Raw genomic sequence first — 26,128 nt, forward strand, 5'->3', positions numbered from 1 at the left:
TATCAATGAACATATCGTAACGCTAACGAAGGAGGCTTTACTTTCCTACAGAAAGTGGAGGTGAACCAACTCTTATGGAATTGCGGCTGAATCTGTACATGATCTCCAACGTGGGATTAAACGTAATCATCTGTTTGCTGTATGTAGGGGCTGCTTATTTGGTACATCGCAGGCTTCGAACACCGGTATCAATCAAATATATGTCGCGTCTCCAATATATGCGCCTTAAAAACTGGCTGCATCACTCCGAGCTGGAGCGCCGATTGGAGCATATAGGATATCCCTTAAAGCTCAACGCATTGAAAATCCAGGCGATTCGTTATGGTATGGCCCTACTATGGCTGCTAAACAGCTTGTATGATATGTCAGTCCGCTGGGAGACACAATCTGTGCCAACGATTCTAATGCAAGTATGGGGGCCGATTGTATTACTTTTGCTCACCAATACGAAGGCTTCCTTACTCACTTATTTTTTGAGCAAATGGAAGGAGGTCGATGACGGCGAAAAAAACCGCGAGCTCTTCATGATCTACAGTATGATTGCCGACGAGCTCAAAGGGATTGGAAGGCGCAGACTTAACTTGCATACTTTGCTGACCAAGCTGCGTGATTATACGCTACGAATTAAGCCATCGCTGAACAAAGGATTGCGTTTGTTTGATGAGGGGGCGCAGGTTGCTTTGCATGTGATAGCAGAGGATATAGGTACGAGGGAAGCCAAGGAGCTGTGCAAGCTGCTGGCCGATTTGGAGCTTACTCCTCCTGAGGAGATTTCCGCATTGGTAGAGGCAAGGGAGGAGAGCTATACACAGATGCTGAGGGAGAATCGCCGCCGCAGGCGCAAATTTTTCGGGAATATTGCTTACGCCGTTGCCTTCAGTCCGCTGCTAATCTATTTGTGGAATGCACTTAATATTGCTCAGCAATATGTTACGGATTTGGCTAAAAGCACGAATCATTTTGGATGATAAATAGAAGGAGCGAATGAATCATGAAACCGGCATTGGAAAAATTTCTGTTAATTGCAGCTACTTTGGCTGCTATTGGTCTGTTTGTTTTTATTGCGATGTGGAGCTCTATTAAGGAAAAGAAGACGCAAATGGATGATCTTTTTAATAATACAAATGTTCCTTCAAGTTTTTATTATGAGCCTTTGGAGACATTTGATCCTCAAGTCGCGCTATCGTTATCTATATATTCTCCAAGCCAGGGGGCTGAAGAAATTAATTCTTCCAGACAGCCTGCTCACAGTTTAGTTGTATGAAAACCGCTTTGGTGGAGATGCTGACCGTTTACATTTTACTGCTGCTGCTCTTTCAACCGGTCCTGCATGATATTTATTCGACAAGAGCGAGTGCGGTGGAAATGGTACTGGACAGTGCAATCCAGAAAGCGGCCAATGCCGACAACGGTCATTTCACACCAGAAATTATTGATGAAATGCGCAGTACGCTGGAGCATACTTTTTTATTGGACGGCACGGATATCCACTTCACTGGAACTACAGTGCTAACGCCAAGGGGCGAATATATTGAAGGAACCTTGTCTGTCAAAAGCACTCCAAGATGGCTGCTGCGTACTATGTTTGGCAGTGCTGACAGGGAACCACCTGAAATTATTCGTTATGCCAAGCAGATGAGCGAGGCGATGGTGCGGTGAATGAATTGTGAATCGTACACTGCTGTTGATGTTTGTTGTGCTTCTATTTTTGTATACGACAGGATTTGAAGCTGACCGGTATATAACCGTCACTACGCACAATCGACTCAAGTTTGCATTAAATCGTGGAGGGCATGACGCTTCGCTGCAAATTAATAAAGAGCTGCTTGCGGAAGGGGAGATCGTCTTTACAAAGGTGTCTGCCAGGCGGGCTTTTGAGATGGCGTTACAAAATAATTTGCAGCTTGGGTCGGACGGAACCCCGTTAGCAGGAAGCTTGCTGAGCGGTGCTCCTGTCGTCGTATTTGAGGATTACATTGATGACAGCACTCCTGGTGTAAGCTTTCCGTTTAGTTATGTCCATGAAAGCGAGCAGATCCTAAAGGTGTTAAAAGGGCCGGCCGTCATTTATAAGGTGAAAGTAAAGCTCCCGCGCCATCATGCACTTTCTTACGAAGGTGACGTGTACAAGACAGTTATCTATGAATACCGATTCGATTAATGGAGGGTGATCAAAAGGTTCGCTTTTGATCACTCGCGCTTAAGATACAGGTATGGAAACTTAAAAGGAGGTGCTCAGTTGGGATTAAGCTCGTTCTCCAAATTCTATAACTATTGCAGTAGCTATTATGGCTTGAGAATATTGAGTGTTTTTTGCCTCGTCTGGTTGGCATTCCCTGAAACGGCGGCTTTGGCAGCTGCTTCGGCCCCACCCTCACCCGGAATGATACGGGTAGAAAACCGATTGACGGGGACACAGGATGTCGTCACTGTTACCGGCCTATCTGTCGGGGACATAGTTAAAGTGTATGCCGATGCAGGCGCGTCTTCTCCACTTGGCAGTGCAGCTGTGAGCAATGGTTCAACAGGAGCAAGTGTGACTGTTGGCCAGCTGGGAGTAACAGCCGGACATATTTATGTCACAGTAACGCAGCCTCCTTATTCGGAGAGTAGACGTATCGTTAAATTATATGCTGCCGAGCCATTATCGGTTGCACCGTCAGCATCTTCGATCCGCGTAATCAATGCGAGCGGAACATCGGATCAGGTCATAGTGAGGGGACTGCATGTTGGTGATATCGTTAAAGTTTATCGCGATGCGCAGAGAACCCAACTGCTCGGAAGTGTCACTTCAGCAGCAGGAACTACGGATGAAACTACTGTTTTGGTAGGGCAGCTTGGGGCTAATGAGGGAGTTATTTTTGTTACCGTTACGATGCCCTCTCAAGGAGAGAGCAGGGTCGTAGAGAAAGGTTATTCAGGAGAACTGCTGACAGCTAAACCGGCTTTGGGAGATATCCGTGTTATCAATGAGTATGGTGGTGCGGGAGATCGTGTTGAGGTTATTCGAATAAACGCCGGAGATGTGGTAAAGGTATATGCATCTGATAGGGCTGCTACTCCAATAGCTCAAGCAACTGTGGCTTCAGGAGCAGACAGAGTGAATGTTTTTTTGCCACAACTAGGAGCAGGAGAGGGTGCTGTTTATATTTCGGTGACTCGAGCCCCCCTACAGGAAAGTCCACGTGTATCCAAGCGGTATCATCAAGAACCTATCACAGCTGCTCCTGCACCAGGCATGATAGTTGTTACTAATGAGAAAGAAAATACAGATGATAGGGTAGAAGTATACGGCTTGTCAGCTGGCGACATAGTTAAAGTGTATCCAGACGCGACTACAACTACTGTTCTGGGCACATCAGCAGCTGTATCGAATTCGGTGAGAGCTGTTGTAGCAATACCCCAGTTAGGCAGGCAAGGGGGTACTGTTTATCTTACAGTGACTTCGACTTCAAAAGGAGAGAGCCCACGTGTAGTCAAAACATTTGCCGCGGAAGATGCCAGCAAAGCACTGGATAGATCGGATATAAAAATTCAAAATGCTGTTGGTCCTAACGATGTAGTCACGATAAATGGACTTCAGTCAGGAGATGTAGTAAAGCTGTATTCAGAAGAGGCATCTAGGGTCCCCATAAGCAGTGCGACAGTAACGGCTGGCGAATCTTCAGTCGTTTTACAAACAACTCTTCCTCTTACAGGTTATGGCGTATTGTATATTACAGTAACCCATTCATACGAGGAAGAAAGCGTTCGGATATCTAAGATTTACCCCGCTGAACCCGTCACGATTCCTGTCTCCCCCAACCAAATCCGCGTCATTAACAACATGCTGGGTTCTGCTGGTGATGAAGTAAGCGTCTTGGGGCTTAAAGAGGGAGATAGGGTGCGATTGTACGCCGATGCGGCAGCAACCTTGCCTATTCAGATGGATGACACAGGCATAGCTGAGGGTACGGTTGGATATGGGGAGTCGTCAGTAACGATAAACCGATTGAAGCTTGAGCCTAAGGGAGGCGCAATTTATGTCAGTCTCACCTCAAGTGGAAAACGTGAGAGCAGTCGAACAATGAAGCTATACGAAGCTGAGTAAAAATATAATCAAAGGGACGGACGATGAATATGAGTAAATCCAAAATTCGAATGCAGAGAAATCGGCTGAAGCTGCTGTTTGCTGCTTCTTCCATTGTTTTAATGCGTAGAATTATCTTTTTAACAACTATGCTTTCTCTACCGGTTGTTTTGTTGCCCGCAGGAAGTCCAGTATGGGCTGCTGCTAAGCACGATGAAATACATTTTAGCGATGTAGAGGGGCACTGGGCTGAGGAGTCCATTGTAGAAGCGGTATTTAGCGGTATTGCATCGGGGTACGAGGATGGGACTTTTAAGCCGGATCGGGCAGTGAGCCGTCGGGAATTTACTGCTATGCTTGCGTCCAGCCTGCAGATTCCACTTGTTATTGCATCAAATATGGAAAAGGTGGCAGATGATGATCCTTATCCGCAGTCTCTTAAGGATGCAGGCATAATACAGGAAGGCGATTTACCTGCAGAAGGGATAGATCAAGGGTTGCTGCGTTCGGAAATGATGAAGCTAGGCGTAAGTGCTTTGGAGCCGGAAGCGGCTCCTGGGCAACCGGAGGAGATTAAGAAAAAAGCTCAAGCCGCAGGGCTGCTTGAAAACGATCAAGAAGGACAGGCTTCAGATTCACTGGAATCAACAGCAACACGGGCTGAGGCCGTTATTATGCTTCAGAGACTGCAGAATTTGCTTGGACTCAGGGAGTCTAGTCATTATTAAATTAAGGTAATGTTGAAAGCGTGTATTAGATGGGTTACTCTTATTTTAAATAAATTGAATAAGAGGAGGCTAGCGCATGGCTTTTTTCGATTGCCACTTTTTCTCAGAGTCCCTTGGTGTCTCAGCATCCATGCATGTAATTCTGCCACAACCAACGACCGGGCAGATCGGCATGGAGTCCCGGGCTGTCAAGGAGAAGCACCCTACCTTATATTTGTTGCATGGTTTATCAGACGACCATACGATCTGGATGCGTAGAACCTCGATTGAACGGTATGCTTCGGAATATGGATTGGCGGTAGTTATGCCTGCGGTGAATAGGAGCTTTTATACCGACATGGCTCATGGATACAAATACTGGACTTTTATAAGCGAAGAGCTGCCTGCTTTGGCCAGATCCTTCTTTCCATTGTCGGAAGAGCGGGAGGATACGTTCGCTGCAGGTCTGTCTATGGGCGGATATGGAGCTATCAAGCTGGCTTTATCTTGTCCGGACCAGTTTGCAGCAGGCGCTAGCCTATCCGGTGCAGTAGATGTGGTAAGCTTAGTTTATAAGCGGGATGCAGTTGAGTTTGGCAATATGTTTGGGGACCTGGACCAAATCAAAGGCAGTCGGAATGACTTGTTCCATTTGGCCGAAGAGCTGGTGCGGTTGGAAGGACCCCGTCCTAAGCTGTACCAGTGCTGCGGCACAGAGGACTTTCTGTATGAGGACAATGTGCGGTTTCGAGAACATTGCCGCGCTAAGAACTTGGAATTGACCTACGAGGAGGAGCCAGGCACTCATGAATGGGGCTATTGGGACCGGAAAATTCAATCTGTACTGAATTGGCTGCCGATTCGTTAATAGACAGGCATCAGGAGGGACTTTGCATGATGAACGAATTTGCTAAGCGTATTCAGCGGCTGCAAGATCGGCTGCAGGAGAAGCGGATCGATGGCTGTATGATTACGCAAAATGTTGATATTTATTATTTTACAGGCTCCATGCAGACAGGATACTTATTTGTTCCGTCTGCGGGGGAAGCGTTGTTTTTTGTGCGTCGCAGTGTCGTGAGGGCGCAAGGAGAGGCTGCGGTGAGGGTAGAGCCGTTAGGCTCGTTCCGCAGCTTCGGTGATCGGCTGGCGGAGGTTTACCGCGCTCTATTCGAGGATGCGGCCTCATCATCGCGCAGGCTTCGGCTCGCCGCTGAGTTTGACGTGCTGCCGGTGCAGCAGCTTCAGCGGCTGGAGGCGGTTCTGCCTGGAGCCGAATGGGTGGACGGCTCCATGATCATACGCGAGCTGCGGATGATTAAGTCCGCAGCAGAGCTTGCGTGCATTCGAGAAGCTGCTCGCGTAATCGATCTGGCCTTCGAGGATGCGGTGCAGACTCTTCGCCCGGGCACTACAGAGCTTGAACTGATGAGCCGCATTGAGCTGTTCATCAGGCGGCAAGGGCATCTTGGGATTATGCGCATGCGCGGATATAATCAGGAGGTCATTACCGGCATGGTGGGAGCGGGCGAAGCCGCTGCGATACCGACTTACTTCGATGGTCCGGCTGGAGGCCAAGGGCTTAGCGCTGCAAGCCCGCAAAGCGCCGGCCGTAGGCCGATCCAACCCAATGAGCCGATTCTAATCGATATCGGCTGCTGTATAGAAGGCTACGTTATCGATCAGACGCGAACGGCTGTCATCGGCAATTTGCCAGATGACCTTGTCCGAGCTTACGATACGTCGGAGCAGATCATCCGCAGCATAGAAGGACGGCTGCAGCCAGGCGTTGTCTGCGAGCAGCTGTACATGCATTCGCTCCAAATGGCTCATGAAGCAGAACTAAGCGAGCATTTCATGGGTTACGGCGATGATCAAGTTAAATTTCTTGGGCACGGCATAGGTCTAGAAATTGATGAACTGCCTGTGCTTGCCAAAGGCTTTAGCTACCCGCTTCAACCGGGTATGGTTATCGCGATAGAGCCTAAGTTCACATTTCCAGGTCGCGGCGTTGTAGGGATCGAAAACAGCTACGTGATAACAGAGAATGGTTTTGAAAAGCTTACTGTGACTCGTGAAGGTCTGATTCGTCTATAAAAGGCTGCTTTTATGAGTGATAGCGTCAGTAAAAAAAGGTTATAATTCAACTAATAGCGAGAGTTTTGCACAACATCTAAAAGGATCAGAGGTGAAAAGCAATGGCTAAGAAAAGAGTGCAACCGAGTTCCAAACCTGCAGCTGAGGACAAACCAACCACTTTGAAGGATCTGTTAAATCCTGAAATCCTGAGCAAGCTAAAGATGCAGGCTGATGAGATGAAGGCAGCTGAGGAAAAACGCAAGGAGGAAATACGTAATCAAGCTGCTGAACTTCGCAAGGCGGAACAGAAGCGTCTGGATAATGATTTCGGGCATCTGCTTGAAAAAAGTGGGATGGACTGGAAAAATTACAAATAGTCTGCGTAGAAAAAGACAAAAAGAGACCCACCAGCAACGGGCTGAGTGGGTCTTCAATATATATATATCAAAAAAGGGGTCATAATTAGTATAACCGTCTTTCATTAAGATAAGATGTGTACAACATTTCATTTATATTACAATCTTAGTTTCACGGTTAAATAATTATTTCATTTCCCAAAAACTTGAAGGTATTTGTAAGCGTTTTATCGAATTGATTTCATGAATAACATTTACGAGGGGGATGGCATGGTATGCGGAAAAAAGTAGTGGTTTCATTAGCGGTGGCATTGGCTTATCTAGGTTCGTTAACCTCATCCGCAATGGCGGCTGATGCAGTTAAATCGGACTTAAAAGTATTGCTGAGTGGTAAAGCGGCAGATTTCTCGGATCATGCATACTTGGTAGACAACAGCTTGTATGCCCCATATGAACTAATTGCAAAAGCTGTGGGAGCTGAAGCCAAATGGGATGCGATGACCAAGACACTTACCTTGAGCAAGGATGGTAATACTATTCAGCTTACGGCTGATACTGCTGAGCAGAAAGTCAATGGGCTAGCTGTGGTCACAGGAACACCACTCCAGGTCATTAATGGCAACGCCTATGTCCCAGTCCGCCTTGTATATGAAACTTTCGGCAATCAGATAAGCTATGATTCCCAAATAAGAACAGTAAGCCTAGCTACCTACGCACAGCCCGGTTTTAAAGTTTTTGGCGTTGGGGAGCAGCAATATGTGACCGGCAGCGAGCTTCGAGCTTCTGTCGTTACATTGAATCAAAGCTTAAAGGATTATACGCAGAATAAAGAACCCAAGAAAGGTGAAGGTCATATTCATGCAGCACTGGATGCAGATCCTCTTGGAGAGTCGGCGTTACAAATAACTAAGGGCGAGCCTGTTATATTTAAAAACCTGAAGCCAGGAGAGCACACCCTGAATGTCCAATTGGTAGGAAATGATCACAAGGCGATTCAGCCTGAAGTGAAGCAAGCTATCAAGTTCCGATCGGTAGGTGCGTCTATTCTGACGGACCTAGACCCTGAGAAAGGGACAGGGATGCGGATCGAAGGGGTGACGGGGGACAAGCAAGGCAGATTGTACACCATAGACATGGATTCCAAACAATTATTTCGCATCGCTCCTGAAACAGGAAAAGCGGAAGTGTTGACGGTTTTACCTCGATCGGCCACAGGTATGGTTTTCGATAGTAAAGGTAATTTATATATGGCAAGCGGTGGTGGTCAAGGTGTAGATGGTGTCGTATTGCGTGTGCCGGCAAAAGCATTAGAGGGTGGAGCTTTTGATTCAAGCTTGGTAGAAACATTCGTTAGCGGCACTAATGGCGCTAATGGTCTGGTATTTGATGCATCAGGGAATCTGTACGTCAGCGGTGGTGCAACCGGCAATGTTTATGTCGTGAAGCCTAATGGTGAAAGCAAGGTATGGGCCAGCGGCATTGCAGCAGAGCGTAAGGAGCAGCTAATTACAGTGAATGGACTAGACTTTGGTAAAGATGGACTTCTGTACATTGCCAATACTAGCTCAGGCGAGATCCACCGGGTTAAAGTAAATGCTGACGGTTCGTTCGGTAAGGTGGAGAGGGTCGCCAAGGACCCATTGTTGTATGGAGCGGATGGTATTATGTTTGGTCCGGATGGAGACCTTTATGTTTGTGCCAATGAGCGCAACGCGATTGTTAAAGTAACGATAAATGGTAAGGTAACTGAGGTAGCAGCGAATGACAATAAAGGAATACTTGAGTTTCCGGCAAGCCTGCACTTTGTAGGAAATACCCTATACATCAGCAACTTTGATGTGCAGCGGGGGGCGAATAATCCGAATGCTCCGGGAATTGGTGCTTCTATTGTTAAGCTTGAATTAGGCGGTAAATAATTTAATAAATCGAATTTGCGGGCATCGGCAGAAAAGCCGGTGCCTTGCTTCGTGTTAGGGGATTTGAAGTGCAACTGTAACTATGATTTGCCTCGTCCACAATGCTTGCCTTCTTTCCCCATCAACCTCCTTCAGGAATGATTCCTACTCTTTCAAGCAGCCACCAAAAGGCGCGGATAAAAATGAGCACGGAGCCTACTATAACAATGGTTCGGCGCCACCTTCCTCTTTGCAGCCATAACAACAAGGGAAGCACCGCAAATACCACTGCTAACTGACCGATCTCAACTCCAAGATTAAATGTCAGCAGCGAACTGACGAAATAGGATTTAGGCAGCCCGATTTCCTCCAATGCGCCGGCAAAGCCCAGTCCATGGACAAGCCCAAAAACAAATGTCAGCACCCAACGCATAGCGTATTTGCCAGATATGATATTTTCCACAGCCACATAGCAGATCGACAAGGCAATAGCAGATTCAATCCAGACCGGATTTAGGCTTACATATCCAAGGGAAGCGAGCAGAAGAGTGATACTGTGCGCCACGGTAAATGCCGTTATGATCTTCACAATATCCCGATACCCTGCGGCTACCAAAATTAGCGATAATAAAAATAATAAATGATCAAAGCCGAGTAAGATATGCTCTACGCCAAGCAGGAAATATTTCCACAGAACCGCAGCCTGCGAAGAGGGCTGTAGCGCTTCGTAGTGATACGAGCGGTGCATGCTGTCAAAGATCGTCTGGTCCACATCCTTGCCGTCCAAAATGAGGGCAAAGTTGAGATGATTCGGATCCTCATTGTCAAAAAGCATTCCATACTCAATAGTAAATCCGGAAATAGACTTTTTGCTTGTATAATTAAGCAGAAAGGTAATGCCGTTAATGGACTCCTTATCGGTTTTCTTCAAGGAACGGAAGCTGAAATCCATGGGCTCGAGATCCTGCAGGAGGCGAATTTTAGTTCTAATATCATTTTCCAGATCTGCTTTATGTAAGTCGATTTCTTCTAAAGAAAGGGAACCATCATGATTTTCATCATACTTCTGTAGGCTGAACTCAGGGATAAACAGCTCATATTCAACGCTATTTGGCATCACTGTCAGCTGTGAATAACCGTTATTTAAAGGATGAGCATAAGCGGCTTGTCTATCATTGCTTAAGGCTAAAAAAGATGCTAGAATTAGTAGAATTATAACCCATTTTATTTGAGAGCAGACTCTCATAGCTCTGTTCATTAGCCACCTCTGCATGTTGTTACTTATTGTCATTGCTAAGTTCATAATAATCAAATTCGTGCAGGAGTCAAACTCTGTGCGTTAGTATTGAGGAGGAATGGTATATGCTGCGTTTGGGACAAAAGGTATATATCGTAGCAGATAGCTTCGAGCAAAATTTGCCCGTCGGTGATTATGGTTATATAATCGCTTACGACCGCAATTCGGATAATGTATTTGATTATGTTGTTAGAGTTCCTAAGATAAATAAGCATTTTTTTGTACCTACATTGGATATTGAACTAGAGGAAGTGCTGGTTCAGCAGGAAGTAGACAGACTGGAGCGCGAGTCGTTGATAGATTTTGCGTTGGCTACTCGTAACGAGGAGTTATTCCGCCGAATTATGAATGGGGAAGAAACGGAAGCTGAGAGCGTAGAAACCGTCAAGGAAACGCAGTCCCAGGCTGATTTTATTAAGCAGGTCAATCTTAAAGCGTGGATATAATTGAAGCGAATGCTGCAGCAGCTTTAGGCGGGTGGGTAATTGAACCCCGCAGAAACGCTGTTTTTTTGTGCGTTGACCAGAAACAACGGTACGATGCCTTTATTTGTTAAATAAGCCTTTAAACCATCCTTTCTTTTTTCTGTGGCGCATTGAACGAGGTGGGTAAGCAGTGTTAAGCGGTTTTTTTGAATCGACCATATTGTCCGTGGTATCCTCATTGGAGAGAAGCATCTTAAGTTCTTCATCTGACAGAATGTTATGGTTATTTAACAAAGCCGCTCACCTCAGATATTTAGTTATTGCTTGTACTATTATACCAAAATTTGTTTATTAAAAGAATAAAGTTTAAGGCAAGGCACTGATAGTAGTTCTAATTATTTTTCAATTTTTTCCTCGTAAATATTTCGTTTATCGGTGCTCTCTCCAAATAGATGAAACAGGTTGCACCCTTGAAATCATTGAGTTCAAATTCTATCTGGTCTATAATAAGAAGATGAATTTTCGGCTATGATGTCGAAGTATGCTAAAGATAGTTATGAAGGCGGGGGGCAGTCGATGAGTATTACAATTAAGGACGTAGAGCATGTAGCCAATTTGGCCAGACTTGAACTAAGTGAACAGGAGAAGCATAAGTTCACCGAACAGATGAATGCTATTTTAAAATATGCGGAGAAACTGAACGAGCTGGACACAGACCATGTGGAGCCGACAAGTCACCCGGTGCCTCTTGTTAACGTAATGCGCGAGGATGTAACCAAACCATCCTTGTCAATTGAACAAGTAATGTTGAACGCACCGGACGAAGAGGATGGACAAATCAAGGTGCCGGCTGTTCTGGAATAAATACGTGGACTTAGCGGTACTGCACAGCACTGTACGATATTTGAAGGGAGGACGCTGTTTTGTCTTTATTTGATCTGAAATTACAAGAAATACATAACCGGCTGAAGGCCAAAGAAATTACCGTCTCCGACTTGGTGAGTGAATCCTATGGACGAATCGGTCAGGTCGACGGCAAAGTTAAAGCGTTCCTGACGCTTGATGAGGAAAATGCCCGCGCGGCAGCCAAATTGCTGGATGAGAAGCTTGGATTAAGTGATTCGAATGGGCTGCTGTTCGGTTTGCCAATCGGGATCAAGGACAACATCGTGACCGAAGGCGTTACAACAACATGCGCGAGCCAGTTTCTGCGCAACTTTAACCCCGTATACGATGCTACTGTCGTAACCAAACTGAAAGAAGCGCAAGCCGTTTCCATTGGCAAATTAAATATGGACGAGTTTGCGATGGGGGGCTCCAATGAGAACTCCAGCTTTCATACCACGTACAATCCGTGGAATTTGGAGCATGTTCCGGGAGGCTCAAGCGGAGGCTCCGCTGCAGCTGTTGCTGCGGGAGAAGTCTATTTCTCGCTTGGCTCTGACACTGGTGGTTCCATTCGTCAACCTGCAGCCTATTGCGGCATCGTGGGCTTGAAGCCGACGTACGGCCTTGTATCACGCTTTGGCTTGGTTGCTTTTGCTTCCTCCTTGGATCAAATCGGTCCATTGACCAAGAATGTCGAGGATAGCGCTTATTTGCTGCAAGCTATAGCTGGTTACGATCCTAAAGATTCCACCTCGGCTAAAGTGGACATTCCAGACTACCTAAGCGCGTTAAGCGGCGATGTCAAAGGCTTGCGGATCGCTTTGCCTAAGGAATACATGGGCGAAGGTATCGATCCTCAGGTCCGTGAGGCGGTACAGTCTGCACTCAAAGTGTTTGAAGGTCTGGGAGCAGTGGTTGAAGAGGTGTCCCTGCCGCATTCTGAGTATGCGGTTGCCACCTATTATTTGCTTGCATCCTCGGAGGCTTCCTCCAATTTGGCTCGCTTTGACGGCGTCCGTTATGGTGTCCGCGCAGAGAACCCGAGAAACCTTTTGGAGTTGTATCACAAGTCACGCAGTGAAGGCTTTGGTCCGGAAGTGAAGCGCCGTATTATGCTTGGAACTTATGCGTTAAGCTCGGGCTATTACGATGCATACTATTTGAAAGCACAAAAGGTGCGTACCTTGATCAAGCAGGACTTTGATAACGTATTTGAAAAGTATGACGTCATCATCGGGCCAACGGCTCCTACTACTGCTTTCAAGGTAGGCTCTCAAGTGGACAATCCATTAACGATGTATTTAAACGATATTATGACCATTCCTGTGAACCTTGCAGGTGTTCCGGCTATCAGTATTCCATGCGGTTTTGTGGAAGGCTTGCCGGTCGGTTTACAAATCATAGGCAAGGCTCTTGATGAATCAACCATTTTACGTGTTGCCCATGCTTTTGAGCAGAACACGGATTTCCATAAGCAGCGCCCTGCATTAGATTAGAAGAGCTGGAAAGGAGCAAATCCCCTATGTCGGTAACAGAAACAAAATACGAAACGGTTATTGGGCTGGAGGTTCACGTTGAACTGCACACCCAATCCAAAATTTTTTGCGGCTGCTCCACACAGTTCGGAGCACCGCCTAATACCCATACATGTCCGGTTTGCCTCGGCCATCCGGGCGTACTCCCAGTGCTTAACAAGCAGGCGGTTGAATACGCGATGAAAGCGGCAATGGCGCTTAACTGCAAGATTGCAACGGACAGCAAGTTTGATCGGAAAAATTATTTTTATCCGGATTCACCGAAAGCTTATCAAATTTCCCAGTATGACAAGCCGGTTGGTGAGCATGGCTGGATTGAAATTGAAGTGAACGGCGAAACCAAACGTATCGGTGTTACTCGTGTGCATCTTGAAGAGGATGCTGGTAAGCTGACTCATGTTGATGGAGGCTATGCAACTCTTGCTGACTATAACCGTGTAGGTACTCCTCTAATTGAGATCGTTTCCGAACCGGATTTGCGCTCCCCAGAGGAAGCACGCGCATACTTGGAGAAGCTCAAGGCGATCATGCAGTATTGTGATGTATCCGATGTGAAGATGGAGGAAGGCTCGCTGCGCTGCGACGCCAACGTCAGTATCCGCCCATACGGACAGAAGGAATTCGGTACCCGTGCTGAGCTGAAGAACATGAACTCCTTCCGCGGTGTGCAAAAGGGACTTGAATATGAGGAATGGCGTCAAGCCGATGTACTGGACAACGGCGGTAAGGTCGTGCAAGAAACTCGGCGTTGGGATGAAGCCCAAGGAAAGACGATCATGATGCGTAGTAAGGAAGAGGCGCATGATTATCGTTATTTCCCGGACCCGGATCTGGTGCGTCTATACATTGACGACGAGTGGAAGGTGCGTGTGAAAGCAAGTATCCCTGAGCTTCCGGATGCGCGTAAGAAACGTTATGTAGCTGAATACAGTCTGCCAGGGTATGATGCCGAAGTCATTACGTCTTCGATCAAGTTGGCTGACTTCTTCGAGGAGAGCTTGAACTATACTAAGGATGCCAAAGCTGTATCCAACTGGATTATGGGCGATTTGCTGGGTTTCTTGAACGCTAACAACCAGGAGCTGGAGCAGGTTCAGATTACAGGAAAAGGCCTTGGCGAAATGATCGGTTTAATTGAGAAAGGTACTATCAGCAGCAAAATTGCCAAAACCGTGTTCAAAGCAATGCTCGAAACCGGTAAGGGACCGCTAACGATCGTTGAAGAGCAAGGGCTTGTACAAATTAGTGATGAGGGAGCGATTAAGGCTGTAGTTGAGCAGATTGTTGCCAATAACCCGCAGTCTGTCGTTGACTTCAAAGCTGGTAAAGACAAAGCTGTAGGCTTCTTGGTAGGCCAAGTCATGAAAGAGACTAAAGGTAAAGCCAATCCTGGATTGGTTAACAAGTTAATCATGGACTGCTTGAATCAATAGCAGCAGAGCAGCATAACAAACAGCCTTCTACCGAATACGTGGAAGGCTGTTTGTTATGCGGTTCTCCCAAAAGAAATGAACGAAATATTTCATGAAGAATCTATTTTGGGATAAATTTGAAACAGGGAGTAGATTGTGATAGAACGCTGTTGTATACTTTGGCTAATCGGCTTCTAGCTAATGCGCATGAGGGGGACCTCTATGATTCGCCAAATTGATTTAAACGATAACTCTCAAGTGCTGGACTTGCTTATGCTGCAGCAGCTGTCCTACCGCATTGAGGCTAAGCTAATAGGCTTCAAGGAAATTCCGCCATTATGGGATTCGCCCAAGACGCTGCGCGATTCTGGGGAATTGTTTTTCGGCTATTATGAGGATGACCGATTGGCTGGTAGCGTATCCGTTAAGCAATCGCCCAAGGAATTGACCATTTGCCGGATGATGGTCCACTCATCGTACTTTCGCCGCGGTGTAGCAAGCAGCTTGCTCAAATTTGCTGAAGCTCTAGCCATTCCGGGAATGCTGATTAAAGTATCGACAGGAACTAAGAACGAGCCGGCAGTTAACTTGTACCGCAAATACGGCTATCAGCCCGATCAAACCATGGATATTGCAAAAGGGATAACGCTCACGATATTTACGAAGGTAGCTCCCCAGTCTGATAATCTGTAAAGGTAATTGGCTGTCCATTAATCGTTCTTTCATAATCATTTGTCCCAAAGGTTAAGGAAAGCACGTCGTTCCTTCTTGTCTTGTAAACAACGCTTAGCTTATCCCCCGTCTCTGCCGCCGAAGGAATTACCGTATAAGCTGCTCTCTGGTTATTCATGCTTTCAGCCCAACTATTCAGACTGTCTATACCAAGAGCAGCCACCTCTTTACAAGCTACAACCTCCATAACAACCCCGTTCAAACCGTCTTCAAATGTACTTGAAATGGAAATTCGGTCTGTTTTTTCTAGGTAGGTAAAATCATTCATCAAATGAAATGCCATATATACATCGCCAATACGCCCATACCCACTCTGCTTTTCAAATCGCCACTCGCCTTTGGGTAAGCAGCCCACAAGCTCCTCCTTATTAGCTTCATTTGCATCTAAGCTAGGTAAGCTGGAAGGAAGCGCCCATAGTTGAATTAGGCTATCCATATGAAACAGCACTTCGCCGTAAGGACTGGCGTGACGATCATCTCCGCTTTTATATTTCGCCCCCGGATGGAAGAACAAAGCTTGATTGACATGGTTGCCGTCTGTAAAGGCTTGAGATGTTAAGGGAAGCGTGATATCCCATCTTTGCTGCTCATTATCAAACTCATCCCGACGTTCCCAGACACCTCCAACTGCGTAGTCAGGTGTGATATACACATACGTATGAGCCTCTTCAGTCACCTTACCATCCAAGCCTGCAAAACGGATGTTACGCTTAACCTCTTGCGGCGAGCTACGGTCCACAGCCTTTTTTACAATATCCTCAGCAACCTCATAGGTATAAAATGAGGCACCCTCCAGCCGGGTAATAGCGACCGGTTCCGGGAAATCACCGAAAGCAATGTAATCCAGCAGGGTGTTGTTGTCTAGCGGAGCATCGTGAGGCCATTGGCGTGATTGTGCTCCTACCCAAGTACCCTTCAAATAATAATCCGCGCGTAAACGCCACAACAAGTCCAGCATTTCACTAACGACCTGCTGCACATCAGGGTTGTCCACTAACTCCCATACGCAGGTAAAGGCTTGAATCCAATGCCAGTGCCATGGCAAACAACCATATTCTTTAAACCCAAATTCCCTTACATGCTGCAGCTGCTGCTTAAGAAACCCCAGTCCCTGCTCCAACAGCTCCTTATCGTCAAATTGATGTGCCAGGAGCAGCTTTAAAGCTGTATGTTTAGCCTCATGATGGTGGACGTGCTGGATCGGGTGACGGTACACATCACTTTGATAGATATGAAGTATGGCAAGGCTCATATCGCTTTTTAGTTCAATTGGCAATGTGTGTTGGTATTTGTTGTAGAATAAAATAATGAGGCAGCCCATAAGCTCAACCGGCAAAGGATGTGCCTTTGCAGCCGCTGGATTGTCTCCAAGCCCTAATGGCCAATGCCCATACATTGGATGGTCTGAATCTTGAACCTGAAGCTTCAATACATTCCCTATCATATCTACAGCTAATTGCATAGCCGCATTGTGCTGTTCCTCGGTCCTATTATCTTCCGAATTCCGTTCAACGCATGAAGCGAAGAGGTGGGTGGCGTAGTAGAAATTATCGCGAATATCGCTCTTAAACCAGAATCCACTTGGTAGTAAAGGAAGTTCAATAGCCTTATTGGCGGCCAATTTGCGAATCGCATTTCTTCGTTCAGTTGCAGTATGTGTTTGACCAATCATTACAGTTCCTCCTGATATCTTGTCCTTCTTACCTCTACATTGCAGGATTTAACCTTGCGTTCATTATATTAGTGTAACGGAGCTGAAAAGGAAGTCAACCGTTCTTTTTATCAAAAACATCTTTTAACGGATACGCGCAAGCGTGGTAAAATAAACTTCTAACTTCATATTTTTCTTAAATTATTTTGAAGGGTTTCTTCGAACGGCATCGTCTAAATGAACAGAATGAAAAAATAAAGGCGGTGAAACGATGGAACAATTGACGGATGAACAACTGGTTGACCAGATCCGTCAAGGCGATGAGGAAGCTTACCGCTACTTGATAGAGCGACATAGCCAGTACATTTATACGCTCGTCTATCGCATGGTTGAGCATCGCGAAACCGCTGAAGATTTGACTCAGGATACTTTTATTAAACTGTACAGGTCATTAGGGCAATTTCGGGGAGATGCCAAATTCACAACATGGTTGTACCGATTAACCGTTAACCTGGTTACAGACTACCGGCGATCACAGCGGCGCAAGCCGTACGAGGCTATTTTGGATAAAGTAAAGGGATGGATGGGCAAGCGGCAAGAGGAGCCTGAAGCTATGGCACTGCAAAAAGAAGAACAACAGACGGTGCAGAGGCTTCTTGCAGAGCTTCCTGATAAATATAGACTTATTTTGTATTTGTACCATTTCAAGCAGCTATCGTACCAAGAGATTGCAGAGGCGACCCAGCTTCCTTTGAAAACCATCGAGACTCGTCTATACCGCGGTAAGGCTTTGCTTAAACAAAAATGGCAGGAGGTACGCAACAATGAACAACACACATCTGAACGAACGTCAGCTGCAGCGGTATCTAAATAGAATGTGCACAGAGCTTGAATTTAATAAAATGGGAAAGCACATTCATGGATGCACTAGCTGCCGTACTCGCCTGCATTCCCTTCTCGAAATGGAGCTACTGCTTGATCAAATGCCGCTGCTTGCCGCTCCGCCAAAACTTGAAGATCGCATTATGAAGTCTATTTATGCTGACGCCGGTGCGGACATAGGTAAGCAGGCGATATCATCGGTTATTCAGAAACGGGGGGCAGGCGCTGTAAATCGCTATCGCTCCGAGCTTGTGAATGGGTTTATTGCGGTAGCTGCAACCTATCTATTTATCAATTCGGGTATAATTGGGAAAATTATTTCAATTAATGCGGATAGTTGGGGAGCAGACGTTCAAAATCGGGTTGCTGCTATCGAATCTGTCGTTACACGAATTTCTATACAATTATTATCTTAATAAACTACGCCCAAGATCGGAGGTTTATCCTACATGGAAGAGCAAAACAAAAAACCGCCTCAGATGGATGAAGACCAAGAAGACGCATTTATACGGGAAAGAATGGAACGTTGGAATTCCAATTCCTCTAAGCAGCAAGGTGCATTTGATCCGTTTGGGACTCGACCTCGAAAAAGTAAAGTGGTTTCGGGAATTCTTTCTTTCCTAGTGCCAGGTACCGGTCAGCTTTATTTAGGTTTAATGCAGCGGGGGATGACGATCATGCTGCTGCTGATCTTAAATATTTTTGCTATTGTGTTTTTTGCAACCAATGCCAGTACGAGTATTCCGTTGATTGTTTTATTCTCGCTGTTTGTCCCTGTCATTTATTTTTACAACATATTCGATGCGCTTCAGCAAACGGACAAAGTAAATGGACAGTGGAGTGGGTCATATACGGATCCTTTGGATGAAGCAGAGTCCTCGGTCAACAATTCCTTCAAGAAGCTTTCAAAAGGAAGCGGTCTTGGCTATTTACTCGTAATAGGTGGAATTGTCTTGTTTCTTGTCAGCAGTAAGCCTGCGTGGCTCAACCGTATTTTCGATTTGCTTGGATCTTCGATTGGCGCGATTATTTTAATTGTTATAGGCGTTGTTATGTTTTTAAGAGAATCGACCAAAAAATAATAAATGCGAGCAAGCTTACTCAATAAGAGAAAGGAGCGCAAAGATTATGCGCAAAGCAGGGCGCTATACAGCAGCGTTATTATTGGTGGCTGTCGGTGCTGCAGTCATGACAGACCAATATTCGGGAACTCATTGGACGAGTTTGCTTATTGACTGGTGGCCGGTCTTGTTTATTACTCTTGGCTTGGAGTATATAGCATTCAATATGAAGTATGGGGAAAGTGATAAGCAGCTGAGGCTGGATGTTGGCGGAGTAATATTTGCAGTACTTATTTCAGCAGTCGTTATAGGCAGTACGCAGTCTACCGAGACGATTCGTAGTTGGTTTGGTAATATTAATCTCGCAAATCATATCGGATCGGCCATGAGCGGAGAAGGCCACAAGTTTGAGAAAGAAACGGTCTCAATACCAATCCCTGCCGGACTTGAGCGTATATCTGTCAACAATCATAGCAATGGTAATGTAACAGTTAAATCCGGTACCTCGGACCAACTGCTGATTGATATGACGGTATATGTCACGCTTGGCGATGAGAAAGAGGCTGCTTCTATAGCTGATCAAACTAAGCTGGAGCATATCCTAGATGGTGATAAACTTAAGCTTATTGCTGAAGGCAAGGAGTTTGGCGAAGGGCTGCCGTGGATGACTCAAAGACCAGGCATAGATTTGGTAATTACGGTGCCGTCGAGAGTACAGGTCAGCATGGACTTTGATATGTCTAACGGTAAGTTTAAAGCAGAGCAGCTCACATTCCGAAATGAACTAAAGGTTCGCACAACCAATGGTGAAATTCAGGTTGCTTCCATTAATGGAAATTTGGATTTAGAGTCAACGAATGCACCCATCAAAGCGGTGAAAATAAAAGGGAATGCGCAGCTTGAAACGACAAATGGTTCGATAGAGATAGAGGATCATCAAGGGAATGCACGGATTATTTCTACGAACGGACGATTGAGGACTGCGGGTGTTACAGGTTCCATAGAAGCGGAGACGACAAACGGAGGCATAATCGTCACCGATGCTCCTCAAGGGTTGAAAGCTCATACAACGAACGGTTCCGTTGAAGTAACCAGCCGTATTGTAAATGGTGACTGGGATGTGGAAACAAGTCACGGTAAAGTTACGCTAAAGCTCCCAGCAAACGGTGATTATAAAATAAAGGGCGAAGGGCAGAATGGCGATATCCATTCAAGCTTGCCTTTCCAAATCCGCAAAAATAAGATTGATGGAACCATAGGAAACGGAAGACATGGCATACGTATCGAAACGAATGGCTCCCTTTCCATCCAAACCGCAGATTAATTTTCAAGCGGATTTGGGAAACGGGCTGCAACTTGATTGACAAATGGAAACAATGCCGCTTACAATTAATCAAACCCTTTTTTATGAATATTAGGCGGTGAGGCAGCATGGATTCCAGGATGGAGCAAGCGTTAACCAAACTAAAGATGACAGGCGTGCGCATGACACCGCAAAGACATGCGATCCTTGCCTATTTATTAAAGACGATGACACATCCTACTGCAGATGAGATATATAAGGCCTTGGCACCCCGCTTTCCTAGTATGAGTGTGGCTACGGTTTATAATAATCTCAAGGTTTTTATTGAAGTCCATCTTGTCAGGGAAATGACCTATGGCGATCATTCCAGCCGCTTTGATGCCGACATGTCGGACCATTATCATGCTCTTTGCGAGGAGTGTGGAAAGCTGGTTGATTTTGCTTATAAGCCACTTGATGATTTAGAAAGAACAGCTGGTATTGAAACAGGTTTTTTAGTTAAAAGCCACCGCGTTGAAGTGTACGGCCTTTGTGCTGAATGCTCATCTGTACGGCTGACTCGTTAAAAGTAAGATCAATAACCGTTTAATAAAGTTGCCAAACGTGCTTGGGATCCTTGTAGACAAGGTCTCAAGCATGTTTTGTTCAGAGGCAGTTCGGGTGCTTTAGGTCAAAAGTAATCAGTGCGCAGCAGAGACTTGCGACAACATTCGAGGGGATTCTTGCAAGTTCTTGCAAGTTCTTGCAACTTATCCGCAGGAATTAACGTATAATGTTAAGATCTAAAAACCATCATCATGGGAGTGAAAAGATGGAGCCGGAATATCCGATGAAATTACCAGTAAGAAAGAAATCGAGAAAGTGGTTTTACCTTTTATCGCTAGTTGCTATTATTTTCGGGGCTGGAGCTGTACTTTATTTCAGCCAATTTATCCCGTCCAACGATCATGAGGCGCCAACATTTAATGGCAATGTTAAACCGGTCTTTTATAAGGGAGCAATGCTCGATAAGCCTGCTGAAGGTAAAGAGGAAGGATTAAAGCTACCCTTTGCAACCGTTAAGGAACTGCTCGATCCGACCATGATTTATGAGGAAGCAAGCGAATCGACTATTATTACAACACAGGATAAAGTCATCCGTTTACGGACAAGTCAATTGACTGGCATGCTTAATGAGAAGCCTTTTAATCTAAAATTCCCGCTTGAGAAAGTGGAAGGCGCTTTATATTTACCGATGGAGCCGCTTAAGCAGCTGTATTCCTTTGAGCTTAGAGAATCGAAGGATACAGGGGCCGTTATTTTGGTTAAAGAAGGTGATTCGATAGAGTGGGCAAAGACGGCGGTGTATACGGATAAACCGACAAAGACTATTCCAATGCGTACCGGTCCGACAATTAAGTCTCCAATCTTGGTTGATGTAAGCCAGGAAGAAGAGGTGATGATCTGGTCTGAGGAGCAGGAATGGTACAAGGTTCAGTTAACGAATGGTTACCAAGGATATATGAAGAAGGACCATCTACAGCAGGAACATCGCAAAGAAATAATTCCTGAGCAGCAAACTCCTCCTCCTTTTGTCCCGGTAAAGCCAATTAATGGGAAAATAAACCTGACATGGGAGCAAGTTGTAACTAAGACACCAGATGCTACAAAATTTGTGCCCATGCCTGGGTTGAATGTAGTTAGCCCCACCTGGTTTCATCTTGAAGATGGGCAGGGTAATTTGAAAAATATTGCAGATCCCGCTTATGTTAAATGGGCTCATAGTCAAAATATTCAAGTTTGGGGATTATTCAGTAATGGCTTTGAACCCAAAAGAACGACAGAAGCACTGGCTACCTACGATAAACGCATGAAGATGATCAAGCAGCTTCTTAGCTTTGCCCAATTATATTCACTTCAGGGTATCAATATCGATTTTGAGAATGTAAATGTCAAGGACAAGGAAGAGCTTGTGCAGTTCGTACGCGAAATGGTTCCACTTATGCATGAACAAGGACTTGTTGTATCGATAGATGTTACGCCAAAATCAACCAATGAAAACTGGTCCTTATTCTATGATCGCAAAGCCTTAATTGAATCTGTGGATTATATGATGCTTATGGCGTACGACGAACATTGGGCGAGCAGCCCGGTCGCAGGCTCTGTTGCCTCTCTGCCGTGGGTGGAGAGCAGTCTGACCCGAATGATGAAGGAAGACCGTATACCCGCGTCCAAGCTAATTCTGTCCATTCCCTTTTACACTAGGATATGGACGGAAGAAACCGTTGACGATAAAGTCAAGGTGAGCTCCAGAGCAGTCTTTATGGAAAATCCTCAGAAAGTTATCAAGGAGAAGAAGTTGACACCTGTTTTTAAGTCGGATGTAGGACAAAACTATGTTGAGTACAAAGAGGGTAACAAGCTCAACAAGATTTGGATTGAGGACGAAGTCTCAATAAAGGCGAGAATGGATCTAGTCAAGAAGTATGGACTAGCGGGAGTCGCGTCTTGGAGAAGAGGATATGAAACTCCACAAGTTTGGAGCCTCATAGATGATGCACTCAAATAATATGGGAAAAGAGCTCCTCTCGCTGCTGCATAGTGCAGTAGCGAGAGAAGCTCTTTTCTGTTGAATAGTACAAGCGCCCGGTGGAGCTTAACGGAAGGAAGAGTTCCGCTACTCCATTTGTCGCCACTTGCTTAAGGTGATAGCGGAAGCAGAAGTTCCGTTAATTTGAGCGAATTGCAGTATTACATACAAAAACAGAGAGATAGCGGAACTAGCAGTTCCGTTATCTCTCTGTTTTTTGCGCTTTCCAGGCGATAAAGGAACAAGTCCTTCCGCTATTGGCCTCGACTTCCGTGGATGCAGCCCTTAAACGTTGGCGTTAGGGTCATGCTTGGGATCCAGGGATAGAATCGTTTTGCAGAACATACAGCGGTCTGTTTTGCCTAGCAGCTTAGTTGGTTTGCCGCATTCTGGGCATTCGATCACGGTTGTGCTTGTGGACATCATGCCGGCCCAGAAGTAGACTGCCATGCTTGCTAGCATAGCTATTGCTCCCAAGACCATGAAGATACCGGCCATTATTTTACCCGCGGCTCCCCAGTTAAACACAATTCCAGCCAGCCCAACTATCATGAGCAGCATCCCACCCATTGTTAACAAAAGGCCCCATAACCGGAACTCGTTGACTTTACTTGATTTGAATTTCATGGCTGTCACTTCTTTCTTCCAAAATAAATTGTGATAGTTGTCACGTAATTAATGCAGGAAACCGACCAACTGTGTAGAAATAAGATGTATCAAGAAAAGTGAGTTTTGGAGGCTGCAGGCGATGAATGCCATAAAGGAACAGCTGGTTGCCAGGCTCCGTGAAGATGAAGCAGTTATCAGTATATTGGCGGTGGATAATCCATCATTGGTTTCCGCTATCACGGACGGATTTGATCTGCTTATGCTGGTCATTTCAAATGAAGACCTGAAAACCGATCAACAGTATCATTATATAAAAGACAACTGCCGTATACAAGAAAGATGGATAAGTCCATCTTATCTTGAGCAATTGATTTTGCACGGGGAGCATCGAAACCTCATCTACTGGATCTTAAAAGGAGAGATTCTTCTGGATCGAGAAACGTATTTAGAAGGCTTGAGGCACCGTACGTTGGAGTTTCCGGCAGAATTGCGTGAACACAAGTTGATCATTGAATTTTCTAAGTTTTTGAGAAGATATTTGGTGAGTAAGGAATACATAGTGGAAGATCACGTCCTGGATGCCTACAATAACATCTTGGATGCGCTGCACCATTGGGCTAGGATTGTTATCATTGAAGCGGGGATTCATCCTGAAGTAACGGTTTGGCGTCAGATCAAGTCGATCAATCCAGGGGTTTACAAGCTGTATGAGGAACTGACATTAAGTACAGAAACATTGAAGCAGCGTGTACAACTGGTACTGCTTGCTTGCGAGTTCTCAGTCATGAATAAAATGGAACGTTGCTGCAAAATGCTACTGGATGTTCTCTCAAGCCGTGAGCAAGCCTGGAGCTTATATGAGCTACAACAGCATGAGAAATTGGCCGATGTGCGGATGGAGCTTCCTTTACTGCTCAATAGATTGGTGAAAAAGTCATTGGCTAAAGAAATTATCTACACTTCGGATAAACATGTTTCTGAATTGGAAATTCGTTATATGAATATGTAGGTCAGCTTGATAAAAGTTTCACAATAAAGCGACATGCCTACTATTTTCTGATATAATCGTGTTAATTGAATACCACTAGGGGAGCCCTTTCAAAAGCGGGGCTGAGAGAAGGAAGCTTATTCCTGGACCCTTGGAACCTGATTGGCATGCGGTCTGCATGTTTCTGGATGATACCAGCGTAGGGAAGTGGACGAAAGTAAAACAAGCTGATTTCCAGTCTGATTTACAGAGTCAACCCTTACAAGGGTTGGCTTTTTTTGTTGAATTAATAGTAGAAGAGGTTATGAAAGCGGGGTGTGCGAGGTGCAATTGACCATTAATGGTGAGATCCGAGAAATATCGGAGGTTTCAACGATTACGGATTTGTTGGTTTTGTTTAAGCTGGAGCAAAAAATTCTGGTAGTTGAGCTTAATCGTGAGATCGTAGAACGGACGCAATATGACGCAATGGCGCTGAAAGAAGGAGACCGACTCGAGATTGTTCATTTTGTAGGCGGAGGCTAAAGAGCTGTAACCCTATTTATTATTCTATATTATTTTATTGGAGGCTTCAGGCTATGAGTGATATTTTAAAGATCGGTCCTTATGAATTTAAATCTAGGCTGCTGTTAGGAACTGGAAAATTTACATCCCTCGATATTCAAAATCAAGCGGTACAGGCTTCGGAGGCTGATGTACTGACCTTCGCGATTCGTCGTTTGCCTATCGATAACCCGGAAGCACCTAACTTTTTGGAGACCTTGGACTTGAAAAAGTTTACTTTGCTTCCAAATACAGCTGGAGCTTATTCCGTAGAAGAGGCTGTACGGATAGCCAAGCTCGCGAAAGCTACCGGCTTATGCGATATGATTAAAGTGGAGGTTATTGGTGATCCAAGAACCTTGCTACCTGACCCGATAGGTACTTTAGAGGCTACTAAGATCCTGGTAGATCTCGGGTTTATTGTACTCCCATACACATCGGATGACCCGATTCTTGCCCGTAAGCTTCAAGAGGCAGGTGCAGCTGCTGTAATGCCGGGAGCGTCTCCGATTGGTTCAGGTCAGGGTATAGCTAATCCGAATCAGCTGCGTTTTATTATTGAAGAGGCCAAAGTGCCTGTAATTGTGGATGCTGGGATTGGTGGGCCTGCTGATGCTGCTTTGGCTATGGAGCTTGGTGCTGACGGAGTATTGTTGAATACGGCAGTTGCAGGAGCGGGGAATCCTATATTAATGGCTGAAGCGTTTAAGCTTGCTGTTATCGCAGGTCGTAAAGGTTTCTTAGCTGGTCGTATTGCAAAAAAACGCTATGCGTCTGCAAGTAGCCCAGAGGAAGGTATGATCGAATAAAGGGGCATAAAGACGAGGTTTACTTGCCATAATAAGGGGAGGATCGAGGAGAGAGCTGAAGCCTTGTTGAAGAGGCGGTTCTCTTTTTTCTTCTTTCAAAAAGTAAATTTACTTTTATGCTTGACTTTATATATAAGGCCATGATATATTACTCCTCGCCGCTAAAAAGGCAAGTTGATTTGGAAAGATCAAACAAGTGTGGTTTTGAAATAAATAAAAAAATAACACTTGCAATCAACTAGGTGAATGTGTTATATTAAGAAAGTCGCCGCTAAAAAAAGCGACAACAAATGACAAAGAAGATATGGATTCAAAATATCG

The 26,128-nt window shown here is 45.4% G+C and carries 27 protein-coding genes and 1 riboswitch; of the genes, 24 read left to right on the forward strand and 3 right to left on the reverse strand.

The window, feature by feature from the left end:
* The first annotated feature begins 74 nt into the window (after positions 1–74).
* The 10 genes from GC093_RS05300 (at position 75) to GC093_RS05345 (ending at position 9,124) form a co-directional block, all read left to right on the forward strand.
* The gene (locus GC093_RS05300) at positions 75–968 is read left to right on the forward strand and encodes a hypothetical protein (protein WP_171650822.1); all 894 of its coding nucleotides are present in this window, start codon (positions 75–77) and stop codon (positions 966–968) included.
* A 23-nt stretch (positions 969–991) separates the two neighbouring features.
* Positions 992–1,264, forward strand: coding sequence for a hypothetical protein (locus GC093_RS05305; RefSeq protein ID WP_171650823.1), 273 nt, complete (start codon positions 992–994; stop codon positions 1,262–1,264).
* Entirely contained in the window at positions 1,261–1,659 is a 399-nt protein-coding gene (locus GC093_RS05310) for a hypothetical protein (RefSeq protein ID WP_171650824.1), read from the forward strand. Before GC093_RS05305 ends, GC093_RS05310 begins: the two co-directional genes overlap by 4 nt.
* A 7-nt stretch (positions 1,660–1,666) precedes the next feature.
* Complete coding sequence (locus tag GC093_RS05315; protein WP_171650825.1) at positions 1,667–2,161, forward strand: hypothetical protein; 495 nt, start codon at positions 1,667–1,669, stop codon at positions 2,159–2,161.
* Positions 2,162–2,383: 222 nt separating this feature from the next.
* Positions 2,384–4,090 (forward strand): hypothetical protein, encoded by a 1,707-nt coding sequence (locus tag GC093_RS05320; protein WP_216624512.1) that lies wholly within the window; start codon positions 2,384–2,386, stop codon positions 4,088–4,090.
* A gap of 29 nt (positions 4,091–4,119) precedes the next feature.
* Positions 4,120–4,797: an S-layer homology domain-containing protein gene (locus GC093_RS05325; RefSeq protein ID WP_171650827.1), complete on the forward strand. Its 678-nt coding sequence runs from the start codon at positions 4,120–4,122 to the stop codon at positions 4,795–4,797.
* Between the two features lie 76 nt (positions 4,798–4,873).
* A complete protein-coding gene (locus GC093_RS05330) occupies positions 4,874–5,644 on the forward strand; it encodes an alpha/beta hydrolase (protein ID WP_171650828.1) in 771 nt (256 codons plus the stop codon).
* A 29-nt stretch (positions 5,645–5,673) separates the two neighbouring features.
* Positions 5,674–6,870 carry a M24 family metallopeptidase gene (locus GC093_RS05335; RefSeq protein WP_171650854.1) on the forward strand — a complete coding sequence of 399 codons (1,197 nt, stop codon included), beginning with the start codon at positions 5,674–5,676 and terminating at the stop codon, positions 6,868–6,870.
* Positions 6,871–6,971: 101 nt separating this feature from the next.
* Positions 6,972–7,229, forward strand: coding sequence for a YqkE family protein (locus GC093_RS05340; protein ID WP_171650829.1), 258 nt, complete (start codon positions 6,972–6,974; stop codon positions 7,227–7,229).
* Positions 7,230–7,483: 254 nt separating this feature from the next.
* Positions 7,484–9,124, forward strand: coding sequence for a stalk domain-containing protein (locus tag GC093_RS05345; RefSeq protein WP_171650830.1), 1,641 nt, complete (start codon positions 7,484–7,486; stop codon positions 9,122–9,124).
* 121 nt (positions 9,125–9,245) lie between these two features.
* Here the strand turns inward: GC093_RS05345 and GC093_RS05350 are convergent, their stop codons facing one another.
* The gene (locus tag GC093_RS05350; RefSeq protein ID WP_216624513.1) at positions 9,246–10,361 is read right to left on the reverse strand and encodes a HupE/UreJ family protein; all 1,116 of its coding nucleotides are present in this window, start codon (positions 10,359–10,361) and stop codon (positions 9,246–9,248) included.
* A 104-nt stretch (positions 10,362–10,465) separates the two neighbouring features.
* On the opposite strand from GC093_RS05350, the gene GC093_RS05355 reads away from it, so the two are divergent.
* The 5 genes from GC093_RS05355 (at position 10,466) to GC093_RS05375 (ending at position 15,353) form a co-directional block, all read left to right on the forward strand.
* Positions 10,466–10,846: an ATPase gene (locus GC093_RS05355; RefSeq protein WP_171650832.1), complete on the forward strand. Its 381-nt coding sequence runs from the start codon at positions 10,466–10,468 to the stop codon at positions 10,844–10,846.
* 555 nt (positions 10,847–11,401) lie between these two features.
* On the forward strand, positions 11,402–11,689 hold the full coding sequence (gene gatC, locus GC093_RS05360; RefSeq protein ID WP_171650833.1) for an Asp-tRNA(Asn)/Glu-tRNA(Gln) amidotransferase subunit GatC: 288 nt from the start codon (positions 11,402–11,404) through the stop codon (positions 11,687–11,689).
* Positions 11,690–11,748: 59 nt separating this feature from the next.
* Complete coding sequence (gene gatA, locus GC093_RS05365) at positions 11,749–13,209, forward strand: Asp-tRNA(Asn)/Glu-tRNA(Gln) amidotransferase subunit GatA (RefSeq protein WP_171650834.1); 1,461 nt, start codon at positions 11,749–11,751, stop codon at positions 13,207–13,209.
* Positions 13,210–13,235: 26 nt separating this feature from the next.
* Positions 13,236–14,681, forward strand: coding sequence for an Asp-tRNA(Asn)/Glu-tRNA(Gln) amidotransferase subunit GatB (gene gatB / locus GC093_RS05370; RefSeq protein WP_171650835.1), 1,446 nt, complete (start codon positions 13,236–13,238; stop codon positions 14,679–14,681).
* A gap of 201 nt (positions 14,682–14,882) precedes the next feature.
* Positions 14,883–15,353, forward strand: a complete 471-nt coding sequence (locus GC093_RS05375; protein ID WP_171650836.1) for a GNAT family N-acetyltransferase — start codon at positions 14,883–14,885, stop codon at positions 15,351–15,353.
* Here GC093_RS05375 and GC093_RS05380 read toward each other — a convergent pair.
* Positions 15,319–17,064, reverse strand: a complete 1,746-nt coding sequence (locus tag GC093_RS05380; protein ID WP_171650837.1) for a hypothetical protein — start codon at positions 17,062–17,064, stop codon at positions 15,319–15,321. The genes GC093_RS05375 and GC093_RS05380 overlap by 35 nt on opposite strands.
* 250 nt (positions 17,065–17,314) lie before the next feature.
* On the opposite strand from GC093_RS05380, the gene GC093_RS05385 reads away from it, so the two are divergent.
* The 6 genes from GC093_RS05385 to GC093_RS05410 all read left to right on the forward strand — a co-directional run bounded on the left by GC093_RS05385 (position 17,315) and on the right by GC093_RS05410 (position 22,837).
* Positions 17,315–17,917, forward strand: a complete 603-nt coding sequence (locus GC093_RS05385; RefSeq protein WP_171650838.1) for an RNA polymerase sigma factor — start codon at positions 17,315–17,317, stop codon at positions 17,915–17,917.
* A complete protein-coding gene (locus tag GC093_RS05390; protein WP_171650839.1) occupies positions 17,868–18,341 on the forward strand; it encodes an anti-sigma factor in 474 nt (157 codons plus the stop codon). Before GC093_RS05385 ends, GC093_RS05390 begins: the two co-directional genes overlap by 50 nt.
* Positions 18,342–18,374: 33 nt before the next feature.
* Entirely contained in the window at positions 18,375–19,007 is a 633-nt protein-coding gene (locus GC093_RS05395; protein ID WP_171650840.1) for a hypothetical protein, read from the forward strand.
* Between the two features lie 46 nt (positions 19,008–19,053).
* Entirely contained in the window at positions 19,054–20,310 is a 1,257-nt protein-coding gene (locus GC093_RS05400) for a DUF4097 family beta strand repeat-containing protein (RefSeq protein WP_171650841.1), read from the forward strand.
* Positions 20,311–20,417: 107 nt separating this feature from the next.
* Positions 20,418–20,855, forward strand: coding sequence for a peroxide-responsive transcriptional repressor PerR (perR, locus tag GC093_RS05405; protein ID WP_171650842.1), 438 nt, complete (start codon positions 20,418–20,420; stop codon positions 20,853–20,855).
* Between the two features lie 206 nt (positions 20,856–21,061).
* Positions 21,062–22,837, forward strand: a complete 1,776-nt coding sequence (locus GC093_RS05410; RefSeq protein WP_312886461.1) for a glycosyl hydrolase family 18 protein — start codon at positions 21,062–21,064, stop codon at positions 22,835–22,837.
* A gap of 306 nt (positions 22,838–23,143) precedes the next feature.
* On the opposite strand, the gene GC093_RS05415 is transcribed toward GC093_RS05410, so the two are convergent.
* The gene (locus tag GC093_RS05415; RefSeq protein ID WP_171650843.1) at positions 23,144–23,485 is read right to left on the reverse strand and encodes a DUF2614 family zinc ribbon-containing protein; all 342 of its coding nucleotides are present in this window, start codon (positions 23,483–23,485) and stop codon (positions 23,144–23,146) included.
* A gap of 121 nt (positions 23,486–23,606) precedes the next feature.
* Here GC093_RS05415 and GC093_RS05420 point away from each other — a divergent pair, with 121 nt between their 5' ends.
* The 3 genes from GC093_RS05420 (at position 23,607) to GC093_RS05430 (ending at position 25,807) form a co-directional block, all read left to right on the forward strand.
* Complete coding sequence (locus GC093_RS05420) at positions 23,607–24,476, forward strand: nucleotidyltransferase-like protein (RefSeq protein ID WP_171650844.1); 870 nt, start codon at positions 23,607–23,609, stop codon at positions 24,474–24,476.
* Positions 24,477–24,543: 67 nt separating this feature from the next.
* Positions 24,544–24,678: riboswitch (TPP riboswitch) on the forward strand.
* A 101-nt stretch (positions 24,679–24,779) separates the two neighbouring features.
* Positions 24,780–24,980: a sulfur carrier protein ThiS gene (gene thiS, locus GC093_RS05425; RefSeq protein WP_171650845.1), complete on the forward strand. Its 201-nt coding sequence runs from the start codon at positions 24,780–24,782 to the stop codon at positions 24,978–24,980.
* A 53-nt stretch (positions 24,981–25,033) separates the two neighbouring features.
* Positions 25,034–25,807, forward strand: coding sequence for a thiazole synthase (locus tag GC093_RS05430; protein WP_216624514.1), 774 nt, complete (start codon positions 25,034–25,036; stop codon positions 25,805–25,807).
* The last annotated feature ends 321 nt before the right edge of the window (positions 25,808–26,128 follow it).

It is taken from the genome of Paenibacillus foliorum, from assembly GCF_013141765.1.
GTDB classification, from domain to species: domain Bacteria; phylum Bacillota; class Bacilli; order Paenibacillales; family NBRC-103111; genus Paenibacillus_S; species Paenibacillus_S foliorum.

What these genes read in the sequence shown, in the direction of transcription:
- GC093_RS05300 (WP_171650822.1), top strand. Translation starts at nt 75, where the DNA reads ATGGAATTGCGGCTGAATCTGTACATGATCTCCAACGTGGGATTAAAC.
- GC093_RS05305 (WP_171650823.1), top strand. Translation starts at nt 992, where the DNA reads ATGAAACCGGCATTGGAAAAATTTCTGTTAATTGCAGCTACTTTGGCT.
- GC093_RS05310 (WP_171650824.1), top strand. Translation starts at nt 1,261, where the DNA reads ATGAAAACCGCTTTGGTGGAGATGCTGACCGTTTACATTTTACTGCTG.
- GC093_RS05320 (WP_216624512.1), top strand. Translation starts at nt 2,384, where the DNA reads ATGATACGGGTAGAAAACCGATTGACGGGGACACAGGATGTCGTCACT.
- GC093_RS05325 (WP_171650827.1), top strand. Translation starts at nt 4,120, where the DNA reads ATGAGTAAATCCAAAATTCGAATGCAGAGAAATCGGCTGAAGCTGCTG.
- GC093_RS05330 (WP_171650828.1), top strand. Translation starts at nt 4,874, where the DNA reads ATGGCTTTTTTCGATTGCCACTTTTTCTCAGAGTCCCTTGGTGTCTCA.
- GC093_RS05335 (WP_171650854.1), top strand. Translation starts at nt 5,674, where the DNA reads ATGAACGAATTTGCTAAGCGTATTCAGCGGCTGCAAGATCGGCTGCAG.
- GC093_RS05340 (WP_171650829.1), top strand. Translation starts at nt 6,972, where the DNA reads ATGGCTAAGAAAAGAGTGCAACCGAGTTCCAAACCTGCAGCTGAGGAC.
- GC093_RS05345 (WP_171650830.1), top strand. Translation starts at nt 7,484, where the DNA reads ATGCGGAAAAAAGTAGTGGTTTCATTAGCGGTGGCATTGGCTTATCTA.
- GC093_RS05350 (WP_216624513.1), bottom strand. Translation starts at nt 10,361, where the DNA reads ATGAACAGAGCTATGAGAGTCTGCTCTCAAATAAAATGGGTTATAATT.
- GC093_RS05355 (WP_171650832.1), top strand. Translation starts at nt 10,466, where the DNA reads ATGCTGCGTTTGGGACAAAAGGTATATATCGTAGCAGATAGCTTCGAG.
- gatC (WP_171650833.1), top strand. Translation starts at nt 11,402, where the DNA reads ATGAGTATTACAATTAAGGACGTAGAGCATGTAGCCAATTTGGCCAGA.
- gatB (WP_171650835.1), top strand. Translation starts at nt 13,236, where the DNA reads ATGTCGGTAACAGAAACAAAATACGAAACGGTTATTGGGCTGGAGGTT.
- GC093_RS05375 (WP_171650836.1), top strand. Translation starts at nt 14,883, where the DNA reads ATGATTCGCCAAATTGATTTAAACGATAACTCTCAAGTGCTGGACTTG.
- GC093_RS05380 (WP_171650837.1), bottom strand. Translation starts at nt 17,064, where the DNA reads ATGATTGGTCAAACACATACTGCAACTGAACGAAGAAATGCGATTCGC.
- GC093_RS05385 (WP_171650838.1), top strand. Translation starts at nt 17,315, where the DNA reads ATGGAACAATTGACGGATGAACAACTGGTTGACCAGATCCGTCAAGGC.
- GC093_RS05390 (WP_171650839.1), top strand. Translation starts at nt 17,868, where the DNA reads ATGAACAACACACATCTGAACGAACGTCAGCTGCAGCGGTATCTAAAT.
- GC093_RS05395 (WP_171650840.1), top strand. Translation starts at nt 18,375, where the DNA reads ATGGAAGAGCAAAACAAAAAACCGCCTCAGATGGATGAAGACCAAGAA.
- GC093_RS05400 (WP_171650841.1), top strand. Translation starts at nt 19,054, where the DNA reads ATGCGCAAAGCAGGGCGCTATACAGCAGCGTTATTATTGGTGGCTGTC.
- perR (WP_171650842.1), top strand. Translation starts at nt 20,418, where the DNA reads ATGGATTCCAGGATGGAGCAAGCGTTAACCAAACTAAAGATGACAGGC.
- GC093_RS05410 (WP_312886461.1), top strand. Translation starts at nt 21,062, where the DNA reads ATGTTAAGATCTAAAAACCATCATCATGGGAGTGAAAAGATGGAGCCG.
- GC093_RS05415 (WP_171650843.1), bottom strand. Translation starts at nt 23,485, where the DNA reads ATGAAATTCAAATCAAGTAAAGTCAACGAGTTCCGGTTATGGGGCCTT.
- GC093_RS05420 (WP_171650844.1), top strand. Translation starts at nt 23,607, where the DNA reads ATGAATGCCATAAAGGAACAGCTGGTTGCCAGGCTCCGTGAAGATGAA.
- GC093_RS05430 (WP_216624514.1), top strand. Translation starts at nt 25,034, where the DNA reads ATGAGTGATATTTTAAAGATCGGTCCTTATGAATTTAAATCTAGGCTG.